This is a genomic window from Paenibacillus sp. FSL H7-689 (genome assembly GCF_000517905.1).
Classification (GTDB): Bacteria; Bacillota; Bacilli; order Paenibacillales; family Paenibacillaceae; genus Paenibacillus; species Paenibacillus amylolyticus.
The window spans coordinates 464,516-485,276 of sequence record NZ_ASPU01000013.1 but is presented as its reverse complement, the minus strand read 5'-3'; the positions used below and the strand labels follow the sequence as shown (position 1 = coordinate 485,276).

Genomic DNA, 20,761 nt, shown 5'->3' with positions numbered 1-20,761 from the left:
ACAAAAGAGAAAGAGGAGGATGAATACAGATGAGTATATTTTCTTACCAAGTTCCGTTTATGGATAGACACAAGGGTGATTTTTCTGCTTTTAAAGGGAAGGTGCTACTTATTGTGAATACAGCAAGTCGGTGCAGCTACTCCCGGCAATTCAGTGAACTTCAGCAGATGTATGAGAAATATGGTGATCAGGGGCTGGAGATTCTGGCGTTCCCGTGCAACCAGTTTAACGACAAAGAACCTGGTAGTAGCGCTGAGGTAGCTGAGTATTGCAGAAGTCAGTTTCAGATATCCTTTCCGATTTTGGAGAAGGTTGAGGTCGTTGGGCAATCGATGCATCCTGTGTTTCGTTATCTGACTACAGAAGCGCCATTTCAAGGTTATGATCTGGACACGAAGGAAGGAGAGTGGATGGACACCTTTGTGAAGGAGAAACATCCAGAATTGTATCAAGGTGACGGCATCAAATGGAATTTCACCAAATTCCTGATTGACCGTAATGGGGACGTCCATGGCCGTTATGAAACGACAGTAGCTCCATTAGAGATGGAGTCAGCTATTCAAGTTCTGTTAAAGAATTCATAAGTATACCTTAATCCCTGTCCTGAGGTCCTATGACTTTGGGACTGTTGAAGATTAGAACTGGAAATGTTAGGGTAAAAGAAGATAACGAAGGGCTCCATTTTTTTTAATCAAAAATGACCAATATACCATTTCAGTCAGTTAGTTCTTTAAATGGTTTTATCGTTATCTGGATGAAATATGAAAATGTGCAAAAAATAACTTGAATCTGTTGATCTGAAGAGTAAGTGTAATCACGTCTTTAAATCAAGTCATTATTTTTTAGTTGTAGAACTCTTAACTTGGAAAGAAGGAGTGAGTGTCATGCCACCAATTTCAGTGCCTCAACCAAAAACATTTGGCCCACTGGGCAATTTGCCGCAATTGAACTTTGAAGAGCCGGTGCAATCCTTGGTGAAACTGGCTGAAGAATACGGACCGATCTTTCGTATGGAGTACCCTGGGCGAAGTGAATTGTATATTTCAGGTCACGAACTGGTTGCCGAGGTAACGGATGAATCCAAATTCGACAAACGTGTGTGGGCACCCCTTGCGAAGGTTCGTGCTTTTGCAGGAGATGGGCTATTTACGAGTTGGACCGAGGAGCCGAATTGGAAAAAAGCCCATAACGTACTGCTGCCAAGTTTCAGTCAACGTGCGATGCAGGGATATCACAACAAAATGATTGATCTGGCTGTGCAGCTGGTTCAGAAATGGTCACGATTGAACCCGGATGAGACGGTTAACGTTCCGGATGATATGACACGCCTTACGCTCGACACGATTGGTCTGTGTGGGTTTAACTATCGGTTTAACAGCTTCTATCGGGAAGAACCACATCCATTCATTACGAGTATGGTTCGTGCGTTGGATGAATCCATGAGTTCATTGCAGCGACTGCGTCTGCAAGACAAGTTGATGATCACCAAAAAGAAACAGTTTGAACAGGATATCCGTTCCATGTTCTCGTTGGTGGATCACATTATTGCCGAACGCAAAGAGAAACCGCAGGAAGGCGCAGATGATCTGTTGTCCCACATGCTCAGCGGCAAGGACCCAGAGACAGGAGAAACGCTGGATGATGAGAATATCCGTTATCAGATTATTACATTCCTGATTGCTGGACATGAGACCACAAGTGGACTGTTATCCTTCGCCGTTTATTATCTGATGAAGAACCCGGATACGCTGGCTAAAGCCCAAGCTGAGGTGGATCAGATTCTGAAAGATCCGGTTCCCACGTACAACCAGGTTCGCAATCTGAAGTATGTTCGCATGGTTTTGAATGAAGCACTGCGGTTATGGCCTACGGCCCCGGCATTTTCCCTGTATGCAAAAGAGGACACGGTACTTGCGGGTCAATATCCTTTGCAAAAAGGAGACAGCGTCAGTGTACTTATTCCCAAGCTGCATCGTGACCGCGAAGCCTGGGGAGACGACGTAGAGGAATTCCGCCCGGAACGGTTCGAAGATCCGAGCAAAGTGCCGCATGATGCCTATAAACCTTTTGGTAACGGTCAACGGGCCTGTATTGGTCAGCAGTTTGCACTTCAGGAAGCAACGCTGGTACTGGGCATGGTGTTGAAGCATTTTGACTTCATAGATCATTCTGATTATCAGTTAAAGGTGAAAGAAACGCTGACACTCAAACCGGATAACTTCACAATTCGTGTACGTGCGCGTGGCGGGCAGCCAGTCATGGCCGTTCCGGGTGTAGCGGTAGAAGAACCAAAGCCAGTTGCTAAAAGAACGGAGCCGGATGCAGCCAATGCCCACCACACACCGATGCTTGTTCTATACGGTTCCAATCTGGGTACCGCTGAAGGCATTGCACGTGAAATTGCGGATACCGCCAGATATCAGGGTTTCCGGAGTGAGGTCGCTACGCTTGATGATCGTGTTGGCAAACTGCCAAAGGAGGGTGCCGTCATTATTGTCAGTGCATCCTATAATGGTCAGCCGCCAAGTAATGCCAAGATGTTTGTCGAGTGGATCGAACATGCGGATGCCAATGAATTCAAAGGTGTGCGTTTCGCCGTTCTTGGATGCGGTGACCACAACTGGGCCAGCACCTATCAGCGTATTCCGCGTTTAATAGATGAACAGTTATCTTCCAGAGGAGCAGAGCGGTTATCACCACTGGGTGAGTCAGATGCTAGCGGAGATTTTGAGAAACAGGTGGGGGATTGGACAGAGCAATTATGGCCAGATCTCGCACGAACGATGGGACTGAAACTGAACACAAGCTCCAATATCGAACGCAGTTCACTGTCTGTACAGTTTGTAAGTGGACTCGCCGTAACACCGCTTGCGGATACGTATGATGCACATGTGGCAGAAGTACTTGAGAACAGGGAGCTTCACGACGCGGGCAGTGAACGAAGCACACGTCACCTGGAGATCAAATTGCCAGAAGGCATAACCTACAGGGAAGGGGATCACCTGGGCATTCTGCCGCAGAACCCACCGGAGCTGGTGGAACGTGTATTGTGTCGTTATGGATTCACCGGAACGGAGCATCTCGTTCTGGATGCATCCGGTCGCAGTGCCGCACATCTGCCGCTGCATCAACCGGTGAACCTGTATGATCTGCTCAGTCATAGCGTTGAGCTTCAGGAGGCGGCAACTCGTGCGCAGTTGAGAGAAATGGCAGCATACACCGTATGTCCACCGCATAAGAAAGAACTTGAAGCGCTGCTTGATGAATCTGTGTATATGGATGAAGTGCGGAATAAACGGATCTCCATGCTGGATTATCTGGTGAAATATGAGGCATGTGAACTGCCGTTTGAGCGTTTCCTTGAATTATTGCCTTCACTAAAAGCCAGATATTATTCGATCTCCAGTTCACCGCGTGTTCAGCCCGATCAAGCGAGTATTACGGTCAGTGTTGTGCGCGCCCCAGCATGGAGTGGACAGGGAGAATACAAAGGCATTGCGTCCAACTATCTGGCTAACCTGAAACCGGGTGACGAGATCGTCATGTTCACGCGGACACCGGAATCCGGCTTCCAACTGCCGGAGGATGCACAGGTTCCCGTTATCATGGTAGGTCCGGGTACAGGTGTTGCTCCATTCCGAGGTTTCTTGCAGGCAAGGCACGTATTGAAGGAACAAGGTCGTGAGGTTGGCGAAGCCCACCTGTACTTTGGATGCCGGAATCCCGAGCATGATTATCTGTACAAAAATGAATTGGAAGCAGCCCAGCAAGAAGGGCTTGTGAAACTTCATACGGCCTTCTCCCGTGTAGACGGGGAGGAGAAATGTTATGTACAGCATCTGATGAGAGACGATGCCCATCATCTGATTCCTTTGTTTGAAGAGGGTGCGCATCTGTATATCTGCGGTGATGGCAGCAAGATGGCACCTGATGTGGAAGCTACACTCCAGCAGGCATACGCTGATATTCATGGCAAATCCGCGAAGGAAGCAGAAGATTGGCTTAATCAGCTTCAGCAGGAAGGTCGTTATGCCAAGGATGTATGGACAGGCATCTGATGTACACATGTGAAGGGTCAGCTTGATCCGTAACTGGCTGAGCGGTGAGATACAGAAGCAGTTCTGTTCTCACCGCTTTTTGACATAAAATGATTCTTCAGCAGATAAGTGGTTGCATGGGTTATAATTATATATTGGAAGGGAGCACCCGTATGCAGACATTTGGGAACCATTGTATGGCTTGCGAAAAGAACCAGCTTTACTTCCGCCTACAAGGCCGTTTCAGGTTTTTTCTTCCGGTGGTTGGCCGATAGATCGACTCGACGCTGGAGAGAGGAAATAAAATACGGGAAGGGACTCTGCCTTTTCCTTGGAGTTCAAGATAATCCAGTCCCACACCCACAAGTCTGATATTGTTAAATGCATTCCTGGAAGGGAAAGTCGTGCGGATTCCCACTCTGACGCCTCGCCGTGTTCGAGGAATATCGAATACCCGAATGGAATTCAGACTAAGTGGAATGAATAACTGCCGGTTTACTTTGATAAACTGCCTTGGATAGACACGACGAATACGTCCCGGTTCCAACCCGGAGAGTGGAGTATTCAGTTCTGCAAGGTGCCCCTGGAGTTCTGCCAGGCGCTGCTGAAGTGTTTTTCCAGTATGGAGATGCTGCCAGCTCATAAGTATTCCTCCGTTCGCCATTTGTACCTAGTATATGAAGGAACGGGGTCGGAAGGTGTACGTTTGATAGCCCATGTTCGTTAAGGCTAACGGGGTTTCTTTTATAATAGAGGAGTGATTCACATGATCGTAGAGATGTATAAAGACCTCATTAAGGATGAGCGTGGCAATTATTATCTAGCAGTGCAGATCGAGGGCAATGAGCTTACGCTCGTTAATGCTTTCGTCGAAGCGGCATTCACACCTGAACTGATCTACAATGAAGAGTTTCGTGCCAAGCATAAAGAGATGGAAGGCGGGTTTGTAGGCAAAATTGCGATGGATCTGCTAAGGCACGATGTGGTCATGGGGATGAAGCAAATCGACCGCAAACTGTTGAACTTGTCGGATGTGGAACAGCATTTCACGGTAAATTATATTGATACGATTGAATTTTATCGTCACCCGGCTTGGCAACGGAAGGTGTAGAAATAAAGAAATGCAAAAGCGCAAGTTCGAGGGCAGTGAACCTCCGCAACTTGCGCTTTTTGCATGCGAACAATTAACGATAGGTAGGATGGATGATGCCAATATCGCGCTCGGTTTTCAAATTTCCATCAGCATAACGCTGCATTTCATTTCCTTTGATCCGAATCGGGATACACTCGCCTTGATAGAAAAGCTCTCCCTCGACAGTACGGACGCTCATTCCAATGATGCCTTCCAGATGTCCGCTATGATCCGTCACCAGCCGAATCCCTGACGGTCCGTCCAGATGAACCTTGCCTTCCAGATATACCCTCATGCGATCCGAGGTGTTGACCAATTCATATCTTAGTCCATGGACCTTCCGGCTATAAGCCGTGTTGCCAGATACGACCTCGCCATGATCCATATCGATAGGGAGCAGACCGGTAAACCAGAGCTGATTCGATCCAACAGGCATAATTCCGCATAATCGCTCCACATAATCGAGAAGACAAAGGATAGTAGGAGAGTAAGTCTCAGTAAAACCTTGTTTTCCGGTCCATGGGCTTAGTACCTGAGCAAATTGCTTATCTTTGGATAGCGCAGACAAGATAGGCTGCATTACCCAGGTTAGCTCCACATATCGATGATGATACTCAAATGCGTGTGGTGCCCGAATCAGACTCAGGAAATTGGATGCCCCTCCCCAGCTGTTATAGGAGGAAAAGGGATCGAATCTGGGATCATCCATTGAAATCGATGTAAACGGGTATTTAGCGAAAAACTTGCTTGTATTCAACAGGTACCGACGCAGTAGGCTATCGAACAATTCACGGTCGCCCACCTCGCAGGCCATTACGCGGAGCAACACATCAGATTGGACTCTGACCCATTCGTCATTGCGATCCCGATCATAGAAGAACATATCCTGTTCGTCGTAACAATAACGAAAGAGACTTTCCAGGCTAGACTCGGCTTTTGCTTTCCAATCTGTTCCCGATTCTCCCAGTTCTTCAGCTATGCGGGACAGATACATGCGCTGACAATAGATATTGGCGGTCAGATCCGGTGCCAGAAAAGGCAGTATTGGAGAATCCGGATGATAGGCAGCAGCATCATTCATATAAGGTGTATCGGGAACATGCCAGAATCGGGGGGATAAGTCATGTCCGGTGTCAAACGTACTGAAGGCTTCTACACAGCCGGTTCCTCGAGTATTACGGTTACGTGCAATCCACTCATCGTAACGAACCATGGTCTTGTACATGGTACTCAGGAAAGAAGAGTGCTTGCCATGAAGCTGATAGTGGTTCCACACACTGCGTGCCAGTGGAGTGACCAACTGGATTTGCCGGAAAGAGGGTCCGTTTGCCGTCAGTTTATACGGAAGCAATCCATCATCTCTTTGCTGCTTGGCAAATGCGAGGTACGTTGTTTCGGACACGGAAGGAAGCAGGCGAGACAGCAGCTCCGCATTGATGGTACCTGTGCTCTCTAACCAACATCCCAGATAGATGCCACCTTCTTGTAAAATGGGATCGCTGTCTCCCATGGGCAGGGTGCAAGCAAGCAATTTCTCCACTGCCGCATAATACGTAGCTTCCATTTGACCGCCTGATGCCGCAAACCGGATACCCAACGCATGCCATTCCTGTAATAACTGCTGATCTTCCGGTTTAACTGGTTGAACTTGATCCATAATCGAAATGTTGCGCAGCCGATTCAGTATCTCTTCTGTCATTTGTTCCTCCTTGTAGCGTCTGCTATTGATTCGATTCAAAGATACGAACGGTACCGTTATAGAAGTCGGAGACAGCTTGCTCCACACTTTTTCGTCCAAATCCGATCTCCTGATTCGTCGTCTGAGCTAACTTGGAGAACTCTGCAAATCCCGGAGGATTGTAACTTACGTCAAAAGGTTCAGTCTTCGTAGCTTCGGAGACAAGGCTCGTATAGTTATAGACAATCTCCTCCACAGGGCCTGCACCTTCCTGAAGAAGATTTCGATTGGCTTCCGTAACGGGCACCCCGCGGTCATTACCGAGGATTTTGGCTGCTTCAGGATCATGAATCCAGAAGTTCATCAACGTCGCCACTTCCTTCGGGTGTTTCGTATTGGCATAACCTGATAATCCCTGACTGGATTCAAATACAACACCCGTTCCCTGAGGGCCTCGTGGTACAGGGAGAAGTACTAGCGGGTCTTCCGTCAAGCTCTGGAATGCAGCCAGCTGGTTGGATGGCAGGAGGGTCATGGCTGCTTTACCTGTGATTAACAGGGACTTACTGGTGTCATCATGCGGGTTGGATACCTGCAATTCCGGTGTAACTACACCGCCGGATGCCGAAGTCTTTTCCCAATACTGGAACCATTCCAGAATATCTTCCTTGGCGAATCCGAGTGTGCCGTTTTTCATGTCATACAGCTGTTTACCCCGTTGTTTCAGAAAAATATCCATTCCGTCGACGGTAAAATTGTACGTTCCATAGAAGCCGTCTCCGAGCTTGTCGGACAACTCCTTGCTAATGGCGGCATAGTCCGCCCAGTCCCAATCTGAAGCTGGCAAAGGCACGCCGGCTTTCTCGAAGAGTGCCTGATTCACAACAATTCCCCGTGCGTTCGCACCGGCAGAGATATGTTGCAGCTTCCCGTCGAGACGTCCGTATTCGATCATGGTTTCATCCATACCGTCCAGATTCAGTTCGTTGCCTACATACGGGTCCAGATTGAGCAGGACATCTTTTTTGGCATAGTCCACGACATTTCCCCCAAGGAAAAAGATATCTGGAGCTGTACCTGATGCCAACTGGGTATTCAGTTTGTCGAAATATCCGGAGGAGGGCGCAAATTCACCTACAATTTTAATATCCGGATGTTTTGCCTGAAAGATCTTCAAGGCTTCATTCGTAATATCTGCCCTTTTCTGGTCACCCCACCACATGATGCGCAGTTCGACCTGTCCGCCCTCGGTAGTTCCATTGTCATTACCATTGCTTGCATCATTAGCACCCGTATGGTCTGTTCCGGAGCAAGCTGTTACGAATAACAAGAGTGAAGTGATCATACCGATCATGAAGCGTTTGAACATGGTAAATCCCCCTGTCTATGGATAATGAGAAACGTGTTGTTACTTCAGACCTGTCGTCGCAATGCCCTCAAGGAAATATCGTTGAAACAGTAAAAAGATGATGGTCACGGGAAGCAGTGACAAGGTGGACATGGCGAGCAAAGCGCCCCAATCGGATTGTCCTGATGGATCGAAGAGAGACCGAATGCCCAGCTGCACGGTAAACAGATCAATTTTGCTCAGATAGATCATCTGGCTGAAAAAATCATCCCAGCTCCACAGGAAGGTGAAGATCGCTGTTGTAATCAGTGCTGGAACGAGCAGTGGCACTACGATTCGGAAAAATATCTGTGATTGCCCGCAACCATCAATGGTCGCACTCTCGTCCAGCTCTCGCGGTATACCGCGTATAAATTGAACCATAAGCAAGATGAAGAAGGAATCCTGCGCGAGCCATTTGGGCAGAATCAGCGGGAAATACGTATTAATCCATTGAAGCTCATTATAGAGAATATACTGGGGCACCAGAGTAACATGGTAAGGCAACATAATTGTGACCAACATCATGCTGAACCACAGGCCTTTGAATCTAAACTTCAATCTGGAGAAGGCGAAGGCTGCAAGGGAACAGGAGATCACATTGCCCAGCACACTCATGACCGAGATCAGCACGGAGTTGCTGAAGAAACGGCCGAAGGAGATCCCCTGCAGACCTTTCCAGCCATTAATATAGTGCTCCAGCGTGAAGCTGGTTGGGAAAAGACTGCCGCTGGTGAAAATGAGATGGTTCGGTTTAAACGAACTGAGAATCAACCATAGTACAGGATATAACATCAGCAGACCGAGGAGTATAATGGCAGCATGCCTCCCGGCCTGAAGCAGTTGTCGTTTGATTGGCACATGCATTACCTCCCCTCCTGATTATCCCCGTAGAACACCCAAAATCGGGATGTGACAAAGACGATTGCGGTAAATACTCCGATAATGACCAACATGATCCAAGCCAAAGCCGAAGCATAACCCATATCAAAGAACGAGAAACCTTTCAGATACAGATACAACGTATAGAACATCGTTGCGTCGAGTGGCCCCCCGCGGCCATCCCCGATCACATAAGCTGGTGTAAACGCCTGGAATGAATTGATCATGCTCATGATCAGGTTAAAAAAGATTACGGGGGAGAGCATGGGCAGTGTAATTCCGAAAAATTGACGTATCTTTCCCGCCCCATCGACATCGGAAGCTTCATATAATTCTGCCGGGATCTGTTTTAGACCAGCAAGAAAGATGACCATGGCAGACCCGAATTGCCACACGGATAGCGTGATGATGGTGTAGACCACATAATCTGGATGCGCAATCCAGGATGGTCCCGAAATACCAAACCAGCTCAAAAACTGATTAACCAGTCCATTTCCCTCAAAAAGTTGACGCCAGACGATTGCGATCGCTACGCTGCCGCCCAAGAGGGAAGGGATGTAATATACGGTCCGGTAGATGCCAAGGGCTCGAATTCCCTTATTCAGCGCCATCGCCACCAGTAGGGCGAAGGCGAGCCTTAGTGGAACGGATAGAAAGACATAATAAAACGTCAGCCCGAGGGACCTGCGAAAGGTATCGTCCTCGGTAAAAATGTGAACATAGTTGCTAAGTCCAGTCCAAGTCGGTGATGACAGCAGATTGAATTTGGTCATGGATAAGTATAGGGACGCAACCATCGGTCCCAGTGTCAGACAGAAGAGTCCGATCAGCCAGGGCAGAAGAAACAAGTAGGCTGTGGTATTTTGCTGACCGTATAAGGGCTTGGTCTGTTTTTTCATCATATGCCTCCCTTCTGAATGGGTAAGAATAATGGTCACCAATTATGAATCCGCTTACAACATGCGGCGTTCTCTTGGTAACCACATCATACCGGGGAAGGGGAGAAGCTTGAATCTCATTTCTTCGGATCATGGCTATCGATTTTTTCGGAATGCAGCAAGCGATAATCTGATGGACTCATGTTGAACATTCTTTTGAATTTCGAGCTGAAATAACTTGGTGAACTGAAGCCGGTCAGTTCTGTAATATCCCATACGGTTAATTGGGTTTCCTTCAGCAGTTGCAAGGCGTGTTTCATCCGAACGCCCGTCACATATTGAATAAAAGAGGTACCTGCACCTTCCTTAAACAGTTCGGAGAAATAGGTAGGATAATAGTTGAATCGTTCAGCGAGCAACGTCAACGTTAGCTCCTGCATGTAGTTCTCCTCGATATATCGCTTGGCTAACTCTATAATCGTCCCATCCCCATCTTCCGAGGGTAGCTTTTGATCCAGGAAGTCTTGAGCCCATTGCATTAATAAGCGTTCTGCTTGATCTGGCGTCTTGAGCCACAGTATCCATTCCGGGGCCATAGGACAACCCATCAACAGTGAAATTTGAAAAATGCTTCGAGACATTCGGGAGGGAGAGAGCTGGAATGCCTCGTGAAGTTCCTTGTGGATGATGCTACGGAAGGAGTCCAGTTCCCCTCGAATGAGGAAACGATGCAACGCTCGGGTAGTCTCCTCAGGCAGTAATGGACTATAATCTGTTCCTGCCATTGGGTTTGGATCGCCGCCAGCCCGTTCAGCTGAATTCCAAGCCAGAAGGGAATGGATGTAACCTTCTTTCCAATGCTCAAGTCCAGAACCAGAAAGTCCCACCCCAATCTTAAGTTTCATGGAAAAAACAGATGCCGTATGTCCCGTGAGCTGTTGGATGAATTCGTGCTGCATACCGTCCTGTACCATGAAATGCATGATGCCTGCGTATGCCGAATCATGAAAAACCTGGACATTGTCTGAATCAGACTGGGCGATTTCATAACAAACCAGCTCGAAAGGAAGATGCATCTGCTCGTGTGAGCGATCTTTTCGAATATTCTGCTTGTCCGATTGACTTATACTCGCGGTGATGAAACAGACCTTCTGATCCTGCCATGATTCGAGATGGAACAATCGGAGTCGTTCTGGCAGTGAGGAAGGGGGAAGACGATTACCTCTGACGAGATCAAGAAGGAAACGTTCTTTCATTTCCCGGTAATACTGAGAGAGTCGCCATTGCAGTAATTCGGAATCGCCTCGTACTTTACGTTGATCATCCAGATCCGCTTTAATTTTGCATAATGTCGCTTTCAGTTCATCCCGGGTTACAGGCTTCAGTAAATAATCCATGACCTGGCTGCGGACACCCGCTCTGGCATATTGAAAATCTTCATAACCCGTGATTATGACAATCTGGATAGAAGGATTATAACTGCGGCAGACATCCAGTAATCGGACACCGTCCATGACAGGCATGTTCATATCGGTAATCAGCAGGTCGAAATGTTCAGATTTCAAAAGTTCGTCAGCTTCAATCCCGTTAGATGCTTCCCCTGTTATAACAAAGCCCATGCCGTGCCAATCGACTTTCAATTTTAATCCTTCGCGAACTTCGATCTCGTCATCTGCGATTAATACGTTGTACATCATATTCCTCCTGTACGGGTAGAGTCAGTTCAATACATGCGCCTCCGCTTTCATCGTTCTCCATATGAACAGTGAACAAGGCACCATAATGCAGACGGCAACGAGCAATGACATTGCCTAGTCCAATATGCCAGCCTTCGTTATGCAATATGGATTCCAACGAGGGGGGAACTACGGGATGTTGCAACTTGTGGATGATTTCTGCTGGAATACCTGGTCCATTATCTGAAACACTGATATGCAGACGATCATGCATCCGGTTGATCCGTATCTGGACCTGGGCTGTCGTCTGATGTTGAAAACTGTATTTCACTGCATTTTCAATAAGCGGCTGAAGAATGAACTTGATGATGACCAAGGCGTTCAATGTGCCTTCCTTCGTTATCGAAATGTCGAGTTTACGACCGAAACGGGTTTGCAAAATGGAGATATAACGTTGTACATAATCTAGCTCTTCGGTCAGGGGAACACGGTCGTCATTAGTGTTTATGGAAAAGCGCATCATTTTACCCAAATCCTCAATGACCTGAACCGTATCATCCGTTCTACGCTGAATGGCAAGGCTGCTCACCAGCTCCAGGGTATTAAACATAAAATGAGGATTAATCTGTATGAGAAGTGCCTTATACTCTGCTTGCTGGCGGAGTAGCTTCAGCTCGAATTCATTCTGGATATGCTGGCGCAACTGACTGATCATATAACGGAAGGTGAAGATCACATAACTGATCTCGCTCTTTACATTTTTATCTGGAGGCAGCAGTGAATCCGCTTGGTCGAAAGCACCTCGTTGAACCTGTCTCATCGCCAGTACCAATCTGGTCAAAGGTTTGGTTACACCGTGGGATAACCATGCAGCAGCCAAGAGGGAGACTAGAATCAGGGCAATCGTCACCACCACAATCGTGCTTTGGAGCTTATGGAGAGAGAGGTACATTTCCTTTTCCGGTGCCAGACCCGCCAACATCCAGCCGGTACGTCCCAGTTTCTTGTATACAAGGATGTCTCGCTGTCCTTCATGGTTTGTGAGGTATGCCACCCCGGATCTGAGCGGGCTGTTTCGAATACGATTGATCTCTGCGGTAGCTACAGCACCCAACGTGTTTACCTGCTGTGAGAGAATAGGATTTCCTTGCTCGCCCAGCAGAAAAATCGTGCTATTCTCCGCAAGATGTATGCGCCGGAGCGGCTCCAGAAAATAGGATTCACTGACATTCACCTTCATGACATTCTGCGCTGTAGCATGATGAAAGGTGCCAATGGGCATCAGCAGACTGACCACCGGATGACCATGATCTCTGACACGTTCATGTTGGTCGGTGTGTGCAGGTAACCAGCGTTCCCCCAACGTGTAGAAATTCGTATACCAGGATTCTTGTTGAAAGGCAGGATCATACGCTACTTGATTCTCACTGCCAATTCGCAGTCCATTCCGTCGATAGATGGATACATCCGAGATACTAGTGTAGCTGTTAGTTGCCTGAGTGAGGAAACGGCTCATAGCGAGGTTCGCCAGCATCTTCTCTCCTTCCGGCAGGCTCGGATCTCCGATCGCATTATCCCAGTTCTTGCCCATATCACTATTGAAAACAAGAGAGGCGACATCATAGATTTGCATCTGCACCATGTCTACGTATGAACCATATTCCTCCATTTTCTCAAGAGCAGAGGATTCGATGTAAGAGCGAATGACCGTGCGTGATTCCTTGAAAAGTAGGTAAGAGAGTGTGCCAAAAGCGAGGACAAACAGGACAACGATAAAGGCAATCAGGCGGTTTTTTAAAGAGAAGAACATGGATTTCCTCCTTCTACCGAGTCAACTTGCGTGCAGATTAATTATAAAAATATAAAAAAGACTGCGTGATATGCGCAGCCTTTAAATGAAATTAATAATGTAGTGCAGACCTGGGAGACTTAGAAACGAACCAGATTATTGACATTGACAGGCAAACCCGTCGCGATGGCGCGATTGGCAGCAATACCCGTCAGAATGGATCTGGCACCGTCCACGTGGTTAGCAGCGCGATGATACGGATCTTCAACAGGCTCTCCAAACAGATCATTCAGCAGAACCGGGTCACCTCCGCCATGTCCACCTGCTTTTTCTTCCACTTCAACCTCATATGGCGCATCAAACATTGGAAGAACCCGCAACGTTTTACCGATCAATGCACCTTCTTTACTCTTGTCACCCAATGAGTTGACATAGGATTGCTCCACAATGTTCATCTCAATCCGGCCTTTGGTGCCATTAATGGCAATGCGGTAACCTTCCCATGGCTGGTAGGCGACGAGGGAGTAGGTCAGAATGGCTTTGTTCCGATACTTCACAAGAACACCCATTGTATCCTCAATGTTGATGCCATCCCCAAATACACTCTGATCGCGCTGGTAACCATCTTCCGATTCGGCATCCAGATACATGGACTTCATATGTGCGTCTGAATCCAAATGCAGTGCAAAAGGATCATCCTTTGCGATCGGGTTGCCGGTTGCCCGGTTGTAGAATTGCGTTACACCGCGTTCTTCTGCGTTTTCTCTGCCGTAATACATCAGATCACCAAATGCAAACACGGTATCCGGTTGCGAGCCAATCCAGAAATTCACCAAATCGAAGTGATGGGTGGATTTGTGCACGAGTAATCCGCCGCTATTACGCTTGTCCCGATGCCAACGGCGGAAATAATCTGCCCCGTGGCGGGTATTCAGCAGCCATTCAAAGTGAACGGAAGTGACTTTCCCGATGGTATCATTCAGAATAAGTTCTCGAATCTTAGTATGGTGCGGTGCATAACGGTAGTTAAAGGTGACTCTTACGTTCTGGCCAGTCCGCTTGACAGCATCCAGAATCTCCTGACATTTCTCCTCATCGATGGTCATCGGTTTTTCGGTGACAACGTCACAACCCAGTTCCATCGCACGAATGATGTACTTGTGATGGGTGCGGTCAACACTCGTTACGATGACATAGTCAGGTTTCTCGTTCTCAATCATCTGATCAAACTGATCTGCAGGATAAGTGGGTACCTCAGGATACTCGTACTTTTCCTTCAATAGTTGATTCGCGTAGTTCATGCGGACTTGATTTATATCACAAAAGCCGACAAGCTCGGATGTATCTCTATAATCCCGGGTCAAAGCACCATAAAAAAATTCGGCGCGGCCGCCGGTTCCGACTAATACATAACGTTTCTTGTTACTCATGTCTATCGCCTCCTTGAATATAGCTCTAGACTATAACAAGGGAGTACTTCTTTCGCCGCATTTTATGCGTAACCGCTTTCAAATGCCGCATATTTTGCTATAATTTATGGAAAGGAGAGAGGGCGACATGACAGAACCTTTTCGTGCAGATTTTCATGATCCGACGGATTTGTTGCACATCGAATATGATCGTCGCATTGGATATTTCTCGATGACGGATGACCACCTGCATGATCATTATGAGTTGTATTACCTGTTGTCTGGTGAGCGCATCTATTTCATTAAGGACCGGACCTATCGGGTAAAGGCTGGTGATCTGGTGTTTGTTGACCGCAATACGGTTCATAAAACATTGGAGAGTGGCATGCCTGACCATGAACGGATGGTGCTGTATTTGAAGCCTGAGCTTTTTGCAGCCATAGCTATTTCCCCCGAGTTAGTTGAAGGCTTGAAGGAACCCTTCTGTTGGGAGATTCCTATTGTAAGGTTTCCATCTCAAGTCACTGAGGTTCTAGAACGGATGGTTAGCGAAATGGTGGATGAAATGCTTCGTCCTCAACCCGGAAGCGACCTGCTGCTCCGTCACCGGGCTGTTGAATTGTTGCTCCATGCCTATCGTAATCAACACTTGGGCAGGTTAAGCTCCGATGATCGTGAGCCGGTTCTTCATCCCAAGACACAGGCAGTTGTACGTTACCTGAATGAGAACTATCAGAAACCACTGACATTACCGGAGGTGGCGGGCATGTTTCGCATTAGTCCGCATTATCTGAGTCGATTGTTCAAACAAACGACGGGATTTACCTTCAGTGATTATCTGAATCTGTTACGGGTGAAGGAAGCACAGCGTTTGCTGCGAGAAAGTGAAGAATCCATTACGGATATCGCCTGGCTTGCGGGATTCAGTAACTTCTCTCATTTTGGCAAGATGTTCAAACGTACCGTTCAGGTATCACCCAGAGTTTATAGACAGGAATACAAGGAATCGGGTTCCGTGAGGACCCTAAAAGAGGGAGAGAATATACGATGATTGAAGCGAGATTAAATGAACTGGGGATCATTTTGCCACAGGCCAGTGCCCCCGCAGCGAAATACGCCAATGCCGTTATTGTGAATGGAATTATGTATGTATCCGGGAAAGGACCGGATACCTCCGAACGCGGCAAACTGGGATCAGACTTCACAACAGAGCAGGGGTATGATTTTGCCCGGAATGCTGGACTGGAGGTGCTTGCTGTCGTTCGAGATGTGTTGGGTTCACTGGATCGGGTCAAGAGAGTGGTTAAAGTGCAGGGATTCATTAATGCGTCCGCTTCGTATCAGGAGCATCATAAAGTGCTAAATGGATTCTCGGATCTGATGATGGAGGTATTTGGGGATCAGGGGGTACACGCTCGTTCAGTACTCGGTGCAGTGTCCGTAAGGGATAATTTACCGCTGATCATTGATTCCATATTTCAGGTGGAGGAGTAGATGTATATATGATTGGTTCATCTTCATTTAATCCGATTATGTTAACGATACCCGAGAGCTTCCATACGGAACGCCTCTCGATTCGAGCACCACAGTGGGGGGATGGCGCAGCCGTTAATGAAGCCGTCCGTGAGAGTGCGGAGCAGCTGCGGTTGTGGTTACCTTTTGCCGAGAAAATCCCTTCATTGGAAGAGTCTGAAGTGACTGTTCGCAAAGCAAGGTTGCAATATCTGGAACGTACCGACATGATGTTACATTTGCGTGATAGACATACGGATGAATTCGTAGGCAGCAGCGGGTTACATCGTATTGACTGGAATGCACGCTGTTTTGAGATCGGTTACTGGATTCGAACATCGCGAACTGGTGAGGGTTTGATGACAGAAGCGGTGAAAGGCATTGAGCAATTTGCCATTACTCATCTGGGGGCGAATCGGCTGGAGATCCGTTGTGACGCCCGCAATGTGCGAAGTGCCAAAGTAGCCGAACGAGCGGGTTATACACTGGAAGGTGTACTGCGCAAGATGAGACGTGACAGCACAGGTACGCTGGTCGATTGTATGGTTTTCTCCAAAATCAGAGGCAGTGAGTTCGAGTAAAGGGAGGGTAGATATGGAGCGAATCGGTCAAGGAAGAACTGCGGAAATCTATGCGTATTCGAACGAGCACATTATGAAGTTATATCGAATGGATTTTCCTCACGAAGCCGTCCAGAATGAATTTAGAATAAGTGAGTTGGCATTCAAAAAAGGACTCCCCGTCCCACAGGCAGTATCCTTAATAGAACATACTACATCGCGAGCAGGCATCGTTTTTGAGCGAATCCAGGGGATTACCCTGTTATCACTTATCATTCAGCAACCGGAGTTACTAGAGCAGCTGGCGTTTAAAATGGCTGACTGCCATTACAGACTTCATTGCGAGCGAGATGATGAAGGAACACTCCCCTTACAGAAGCAGATTTTATCGGGAGCGATTCGCAATGTTCGATTATTGTCGGAGGACGATCAAGCGCGAGTCCTTTCTTACTTAACAACATTGCCTGATCAACAACAGATCTGTCATGGCGATTTTCACCCTGATAATGTTATGCTCAGTGAGGCTGGCGATCAATACTGGGTCATTGATTGGATGACTGGTATGTCGGGTGATCCTGCGGGTGATGTGGCTCGAAGCTGGGTAATATTAATGAGTGCCACATTGCCGGAAGATACAGATCCTGCTATACGAATGGGGTTTGAAACGGCTCGTGAATCGCTGGTCGAATTTTACATCCATCATTATATGCAACTTTCCGGGATTACACGTGAAGCAATAGAGTCCTGGATGCTGCCAGTTGCTGCCGCGCGTCTTGACGAGGATTTGCCCGCTCAAGAGGTGGAACAGCTGCTCAAGTTTGTTCAGGAACGAATTCGTCGGTTGGACGAATCTAATGATTTTTTTATATAAGGGTAGAGAAAGAGGGGACATATTCATGCTGCATTCATTAAAGGCCATACAATCACACAAGTCAGGTAATACGCCGGAAGCCCAGCAGCTATGGCTGCAACTGCTGGCAGCAGCGGAGAAACCCCATATTAACCTCGAACGCATTCATTCCATTGCCGAACTTGAGGGAACAAATCCGGTACTGGACTACACCGAGCGTACACTTCACGTACTGGAGGAGCTTCAGGTTTCTTTTTGGGTGCGAGAAATTCTGGAAGACGTATTAATCTGGTCAGAGACGGCGAAGGCCGGATCACTGGAGCAACGGCGAGTATGGCAAAAGCAGGGCGTTAACTTGTTTGTACACAATGTGGGGTCCGCTCAATTATATGACTTATACGCAGTGGCAGAGCACCTGGATAATGACATCGATAAGACCAAGGAGACGAGTATATATCAACTTGGTTCTCCGAGTGGTGCTCTAAGTAACAATGCGGATATAAGCGAGCATGCTGCACTGACTTCACACACACCAAGGCATGAGATTATTCGTACTCTGATTGCTACGCATGGACTTATTGGTCAATACATACGGGGCGAGATTCCATTTGCCGAGAATGCTTCGCTCCACGCCTTCATCGTCAAAGGATGGCTTACTACAGATGAATTGCACACCATACTGATGGCATTAAATGAGTGCATTATTGCAGGTGTTGATCCAGCGTTATGGAATCAGGTTCAGGCTGAGGTGCAGCGCATTGTAGGCTGGATTATCGTTGGACCGGATCATGAGGACTGGAGCGTGAAGGAACGGTTATCCCGCTTAAGAAGTTCATCCATTCGGCAGGGAGAAGCTATGGATACGGCTTACGCCAAGCTACAAACGGAACTGGATGTAGAACAGGCGCTGGCTCCGCTGGCTCATCGCACATTATGGTATGTGGAGTCGGCCATGCAGGATTTTTCGTTGCAGGAGATGGTAAAAGTGTTCCTGTTGACGCTTCGCAGCGAAAGTATGAATCCAACATCCATGGAGAGTCGATCTGAAATCGTTCGCCATATCAGCTTCGAACCATTGATGAATACGATGTATTACGACTACAAGGGTGTGAAGAAGCTCAATATTTACAAGAAACGAATGATTGAAAAATATTTGGAACAGTATGCATGGGAACAGATTACGGCTGGAGAGCAGATCGTCTATCCCCATCTAACCCATCGCATTGAACGTCATGCGGATCTGCCGGATACACTGTTTGTGACCTTTGAATTTTCTCCAGCGGCGGAGAAGCTGATTGCATTCTGTATTGAAGCGGAAAAGTCGCCCTTATACGAGAAGGCTGTACTGCTGTTATTTGACCTGTTCGGATTGCGCCGGGATGCCTATGACAGATTCCACAACGAAGAGACTTATTTGTCGGATATGAACAGCTCCGGTGATTACAAAAAAGTACTGCTCAACTATATCGTTGGTAAACGGGTACTGGATATCGGTCCAGGTGGAGGAATTCTGCTGGATCTGATTGAGCAGGAAAAACCTGAAGTGGAGCCGATAGGTATCGATATCTCAGCCAATGTCATTGAAGCGCTGGAGCGCAAAAAACAGCGTGAGGGACATCGTTGGCAAGTGATGAAGGGCGATGCTCTGCAACTGGAGCAATATGTGCAGCCGGGCACAGTGGATACGGTTATTTTTTCATCCATTCTGCATGAATTATACTCATATATTGAACTGGATGGTCAAAGATTTAATTCTGAAACGGTTGTAGCAGCGCTGAGAAGTTCATTCCGTGTGCTGTCACCTGGAGGAAGAATTCTGATTCGGGATGGCATCATGAGTGAACCGGAGGCACAGAAGCGCCGTATTCGTTTCCTGGAAGCGGATGGGATGCGCTGGCTGGAGCGGTATGCAGAGGATTTTCAGGGACGTGCAATTCAATATGAGCGGATCTCAGACAACGAAGTAGAGATGCCGATTAACGATGCGATGGAATTTCTCTATACCTATACGTGGGGTGAAGAGGCATACGTGCATGAAATTCAGGAACAGTTCGGTATATTCACGCCGACAGCCTATGAGAACTGTATTCGAGAAGCGCTAGGTGAGCAAGCCGAGATTATGACTTTCGAACATTTCCTTCAGGAGGGGTACACGGAAGCACTTGGAGAACGAATGATCTTCATGAAGGAAAATGGTGAGCCTGCGCCATTGCCAGACAGTACCTGCCTGATTGTCATTGAGAAGAAAAAAGGGTTGGCGGATGGATGATGAATGAGGCCAATACGTTTTTGTATTTTGTCAGACATGCGGAGTCTCGATATGTTGAAGGACAGGAACGCGAGCGTGGACTGACAGAGCAAGGTCATCAAGATGCGGGAACGGTTGCCAGTCTGCTCCATGGGGAGCAGATTCAACTGTTCTATTCTAGCCCTTACAGGCGCGCGGTGGATACGATTCAGATTCTGGCAGATCAGTCAGGTGGAATTGTGGTTACAGAGGAAGATTTGCGTGAACGCCAGTTGTCGAGTTCAGATGTGAAGCATCATAATTTTCGTGAAGCCAAGCAACGATTGTACCGTGATCCTACGTATGCGTATCCTGGAGGAGAGTCTGGTGAACAGGCTCACTCAAGGGCAGTAGCAGTGATCGAGAGAATTTTGGATAAACATGTGGGTCACAAGGTAGTCATCGGAACACATGGAGATGTAATGACGCTTATTTTACAACACTATGATTCTTCCTACGGTTATGATTTCTGGGAGAAGACTACGATGCCGGACATCTATAAGTTGCAGTTTGATGAAACTCGCAAGTTGCTCCAGGTCACCCGATTGTGGGAGTGACAGAGTTATATATGAGAAATGCATTTGCCAGAATGAGAGTGGAGAGGAGTGAGTTGGACGGATGAAAATTACGCTGTTGCCTGATACATACTTTATTGAAAATCTAAGCATATCTTCATTACAGGAT

Annotated in this window: 17 protein-coding genes; 9 read left to right on the top strand and 8 right to left on the bottom strand. The window is 47.4% G+C overall.

Features of this window, described 5'->3' with window-relative positions; translation table 11 throughout:
- The first annotated feature begins 29 nt into the window (after nt 1-29).
- Nucleotides 30-584: a glutathione peroxidase gene (locus C170_RS09590; RefSeq protein ID WP_036608837.1), complete on the top strand. Its 555-nt coding sequence runs from the start codon at nt 30-32 to the stop codon at nt 582-584.
- Between the two features lie 300 nt (nt 585-884).
- Nucleotides 885-4,058: a bifunctional cytochrome P450/NADPH--P450 reductase gene (locus C170_RS09585; protein WP_036608834.1), complete on the top strand. Its 3,174-nt coding sequence runs from the start codon at nt 885-887 to the stop codon at nt 4,056-4,058.
- A gap of 199 nt (nt 4,059-4,257) precedes the next feature.
- On the opposite strand, the gene C170_RS09580 is transcribed toward C170_RS09585, so the two are convergent.
- Nucleotides 4,258-4,680, bottom strand: coding sequence for a hypothetical protein (locus C170_RS09580; RefSeq protein ID WP_036608832.1), 423 nt, complete (start codon nt 4,678-4,680; stop codon nt 4,258-4,260).
- A gap of 123 nt (nt 4,681-4,803) precedes the next feature.
- Between C170_RS09580 and C170_RS09575 the strand changes: the two genes are divergently transcribed.
- Complete coding sequence (locus C170_RS09575; protein WP_036608830.1) at nt 4,804-5,148, top strand: hypothetical protein; 345 nt, start codon at nt 4,804-4,806, stop codon at nt 5,146-5,148.
- Between the two features lie 73 nt (nt 5,149-5,221).
- Here the strand turns inward: C170_RS09575 and C170_RS09570 are convergent, their stop codons facing one another.
- The 7 genes from C170_RS09570 to C170_RS09540 form a co-directional block, all read right to left on the bottom strand.
- Nucleotides 5,222-6,868 carry an MGH1-like glycoside hydrolase domain-containing protein gene (locus C170_RS09570; protein ID WP_036608826.1) on the bottom strand — a complete coding sequence of 549 codons (1,647 nt, stop codon included), beginning with the start codon at nt 6,866-6,868 and terminating at the stop codon, nt 5,222-5,224.
- Between the two features lie 22 nt (nt 6,869-6,890).
- Nucleotides 6,891-8,216, bottom strand: coding sequence for an ABC transporter substrate-binding protein (locus tag C170_RS09565; protein ID WP_036608823.1), 1,326 nt, complete (start codon nt 8,214-8,216; stop codon nt 6,891-6,893).
- Nucleotides 8,217-8,255: 39 nt separating this feature from the next.
- Nucleotides 8,256-9,101, bottom strand: a complete 846-nt coding sequence (locus C170_RS09560; protein WP_175623674.1) for a carbohydrate ABC transporter permease — start codon at nt 9,099-9,101, stop codon at nt 8,256-8,258.
- A complete protein-coding gene (locus tag C170_RS09555; RefSeq protein ID WP_036608820.1) occupies nt 9,101-10,015 on the bottom strand; it encodes a carbohydrate ABC transporter permease in 915 nt (304 codons plus the stop codon). Before C170_RS09555 ends, C170_RS09560 begins: the two co-directional genes overlap by 1 nt.
- A 116-nt stretch (nt 10,016-10,131) precedes the next feature.
- Nucleotides 10,132-11,688, bottom strand: coding sequence for a response regulator (locus C170_RS09550; protein ID WP_036608818.1), 1,557 nt, complete (start codon nt 11,686-11,688; stop codon nt 10,132-10,134).
- A complete protein-coding gene (locus tag C170_RS09545; protein ID WP_036608813.1) occupies nt 11,663-13,480 on the bottom strand; it encodes a sensor histidine kinase in 1,818 nt (605 codons plus the stop codon). Before C170_RS09545 ends, C170_RS09550 begins: the two co-directional genes overlap by 26 nt.
- A 119-nt stretch (nt 13,481-13,599) precedes the next feature.
- The gene (locus C170_RS09540) at nt 13,600-14,889 is read right to left on the bottom strand and encodes a Gfo/Idh/MocA family oxidoreductase (protein WP_036608810.1); all 1,290 of its coding nucleotides are present in this window, start codon (nt 14,887-14,889) and stop codon (nt 13,600-13,602) included.
- Between the two features lie 127 nt (nt 14,890-15,016).
- On the opposite strand from C170_RS09540, the gene C170_RS09535 reads away from it, so the two are divergent.
- Genes C170_RS09535 through C170_RS09510 form a run of 6 tightly spaced genes read left to right on the top strand, consistent with a single transcriptional unit; the run spans nt 15,017 to nt 20,634 of the window.
- On the top strand, nt 15,017-15,919 hold the full coding sequence (locus C170_RS09535) for an AraC family transcriptional regulator (protein WP_036608807.1): 903 nt from the start codon (nt 15,017-15,019) through the stop codon (nt 15,917-15,919).
- Nucleotides 15,916-16,362 carry a RidA family protein gene (locus tag C170_RS09530; RefSeq protein ID WP_036608804.1) on the top strand — a complete coding sequence of 149 codons (447 nt, stop codon included), beginning with the start codon at nt 15,916-15,918 and terminating at the stop codon, nt 16,360-16,362. Before C170_RS09535 ends, C170_RS09530 begins: the two co-directional genes overlap by 4 nt.
- 8 nt (nt 16,363-16,370) lie before the next feature.
- Nucleotides 16,371-16,961, top strand: coding sequence for a GNAT family N-acetyltransferase (locus C170_RS09525; RefSeq protein ID WP_036608802.1), 591 nt, complete (start codon nt 16,371-16,373; stop codon nt 16,959-16,961).
- Between the two features lie 13 nt (nt 16,962-16,974).
- Nucleotides 16,975-17,811: an aminoglycoside phosphotransferase family protein gene (locus C170_RS09520; protein WP_036608800.1), complete on the top strand. Its 837-nt coding sequence runs from the start codon at nt 16,975-16,977 to the stop codon at nt 17,809-17,811.
- 25 nt (nt 17,812-17,836) lie between these two features.
- On the top strand, nt 17,837-20,059 hold the full coding sequence (locus C170_RS09515; protein WP_036608795.1) for a class I SAM-dependent methyltransferase: 2,223 nt from the start codon (nt 17,837-17,839) through the stop codon (nt 20,057-20,059).
- A complete protein-coding gene (locus C170_RS09510) occupies nt 20,056-20,634 on the top strand; it encodes a histidine phosphatase family protein (RefSeq protein ID WP_327196632.1) in 579 nt (192 codons plus the stop codon). Before C170_RS09515 ends, C170_RS09510 begins: the two co-directional genes overlap by 4 nt.
- The last annotated feature ends 127 nt before the right edge of the window (nt 20,635-20,761 follow it).

What these genes read in the sequence shown, in the direction of transcription:
- C170_RS09590 (WP_036608837.1), top strand. Translation starts at nt 30, where the DNA reads ATGAGTATATTTTCTTACCAAGTTCCGTTTATGGATAGACACAAGGGT.
- C170_RS09585 (WP_036608834.1), top strand. Translation starts at nt 885, where the DNA reads ATGCCACCAATTTCAGTGCCTCAACCAAAAACATTTGGCCCACTGGGC.
- C170_RS09580 (WP_036608832.1), bottom strand. Translation starts at nt 4,680, where the DNA reads ATGAGCTGGCAGCATCTCCATACTGGAAAAACACTTCAGCAGCGCCTG.
- C170_RS09575 (WP_036608830.1), top strand. Translation starts at nt 4,804, where the DNA reads ATGATCGTAGAGATGTATAAAGACCTCATTAAGGATGAGCGTGGCAAT.
- C170_RS09570 (WP_036608826.1), bottom strand. Translation starts at nt 6,868, where the DNA reads ATGACAGAAGAGATACTGAATCGGCTGCGCAACATTTCGATTATGGAT.
- C170_RS09565 (WP_036608823.1), bottom strand. Translation starts at nt 8,216, where the DNA reads ATGTTCAAACGCTTCATGATCGGTATGATCACTTCACTCTTGTTATTC.
- C170_RS09560 (WP_175623674.1), bottom strand. Translation starts at nt 9,101, where the DNA reads ATGCATGTGCCAATCAAACGACAACTGCTTCAGGCCGGGAGGCATGCT.
- C170_RS09555 (WP_036608820.1), bottom strand. Translation starts at nt 10,015, where the DNA reads ATGAAAAAACAGACCAAGCCCTTATACGGTCAGCAAAATACCACAGCC.
- C170_RS09550 (WP_036608818.1), bottom strand. Translation starts at nt 11,688, where the DNA reads ATGTACAACGTATTAATCGCAGATGACGAGATCGAAGTTCGCGAAGGA.
- C170_RS09545 (WP_036608813.1), bottom strand. Translation starts at nt 13,480, where the DNA reads ATGTTCTTCTCTTTAAAAAACCGCCTGATTGCCTTTATCGTTGTCCTG.
- C170_RS09540 (WP_036608810.1), bottom strand. Translation starts at nt 14,889, where the DNA reads ATGAGTAACAAGAAACGTTATGTATTAGTCGGAACCGGCGGCCGCGCC.
- C170_RS09535 (WP_036608807.1), top strand. Translation starts at nt 15,017, where the DNA reads ATGACAGAACCTTTTCGTGCAGATTTTCATGATCCGACGGATTTGTTG.
- C170_RS09530 (WP_036608804.1), top strand. Translation starts at nt 15,916, where the DNA reads ATGATTGAAGCGAGATTAAATGAACTGGGGATCATTTTGCCACAGGCC.
- C170_RS09525 (WP_036608802.1), top strand. Translation starts at nt 16,371, where the DNA reads ATGATTGGTTCATCTTCATTTAATCCGATTATGTTAACGATACCCGAG.
- C170_RS09520 (WP_036608800.1), top strand. Translation starts at nt 16,975, where the DNA reads ATGGAGCGAATCGGTCAAGGAAGAACTGCGGAAATCTATGCGTATTCG.
- C170_RS09515 (WP_036608795.1), top strand. Translation starts at nt 17,837, where the DNA reads ATGCTGCATTCATTAAAGGCCATACAATCACACAAGTCAGGTAATACG.
- C170_RS09510 (WP_327196632.1), top strand. Translation starts at nt 20,056, where the DNA reads ATGATGAATGAGGCCAATACGTTTTTGTATTTTGTCAGACATGCGGAG.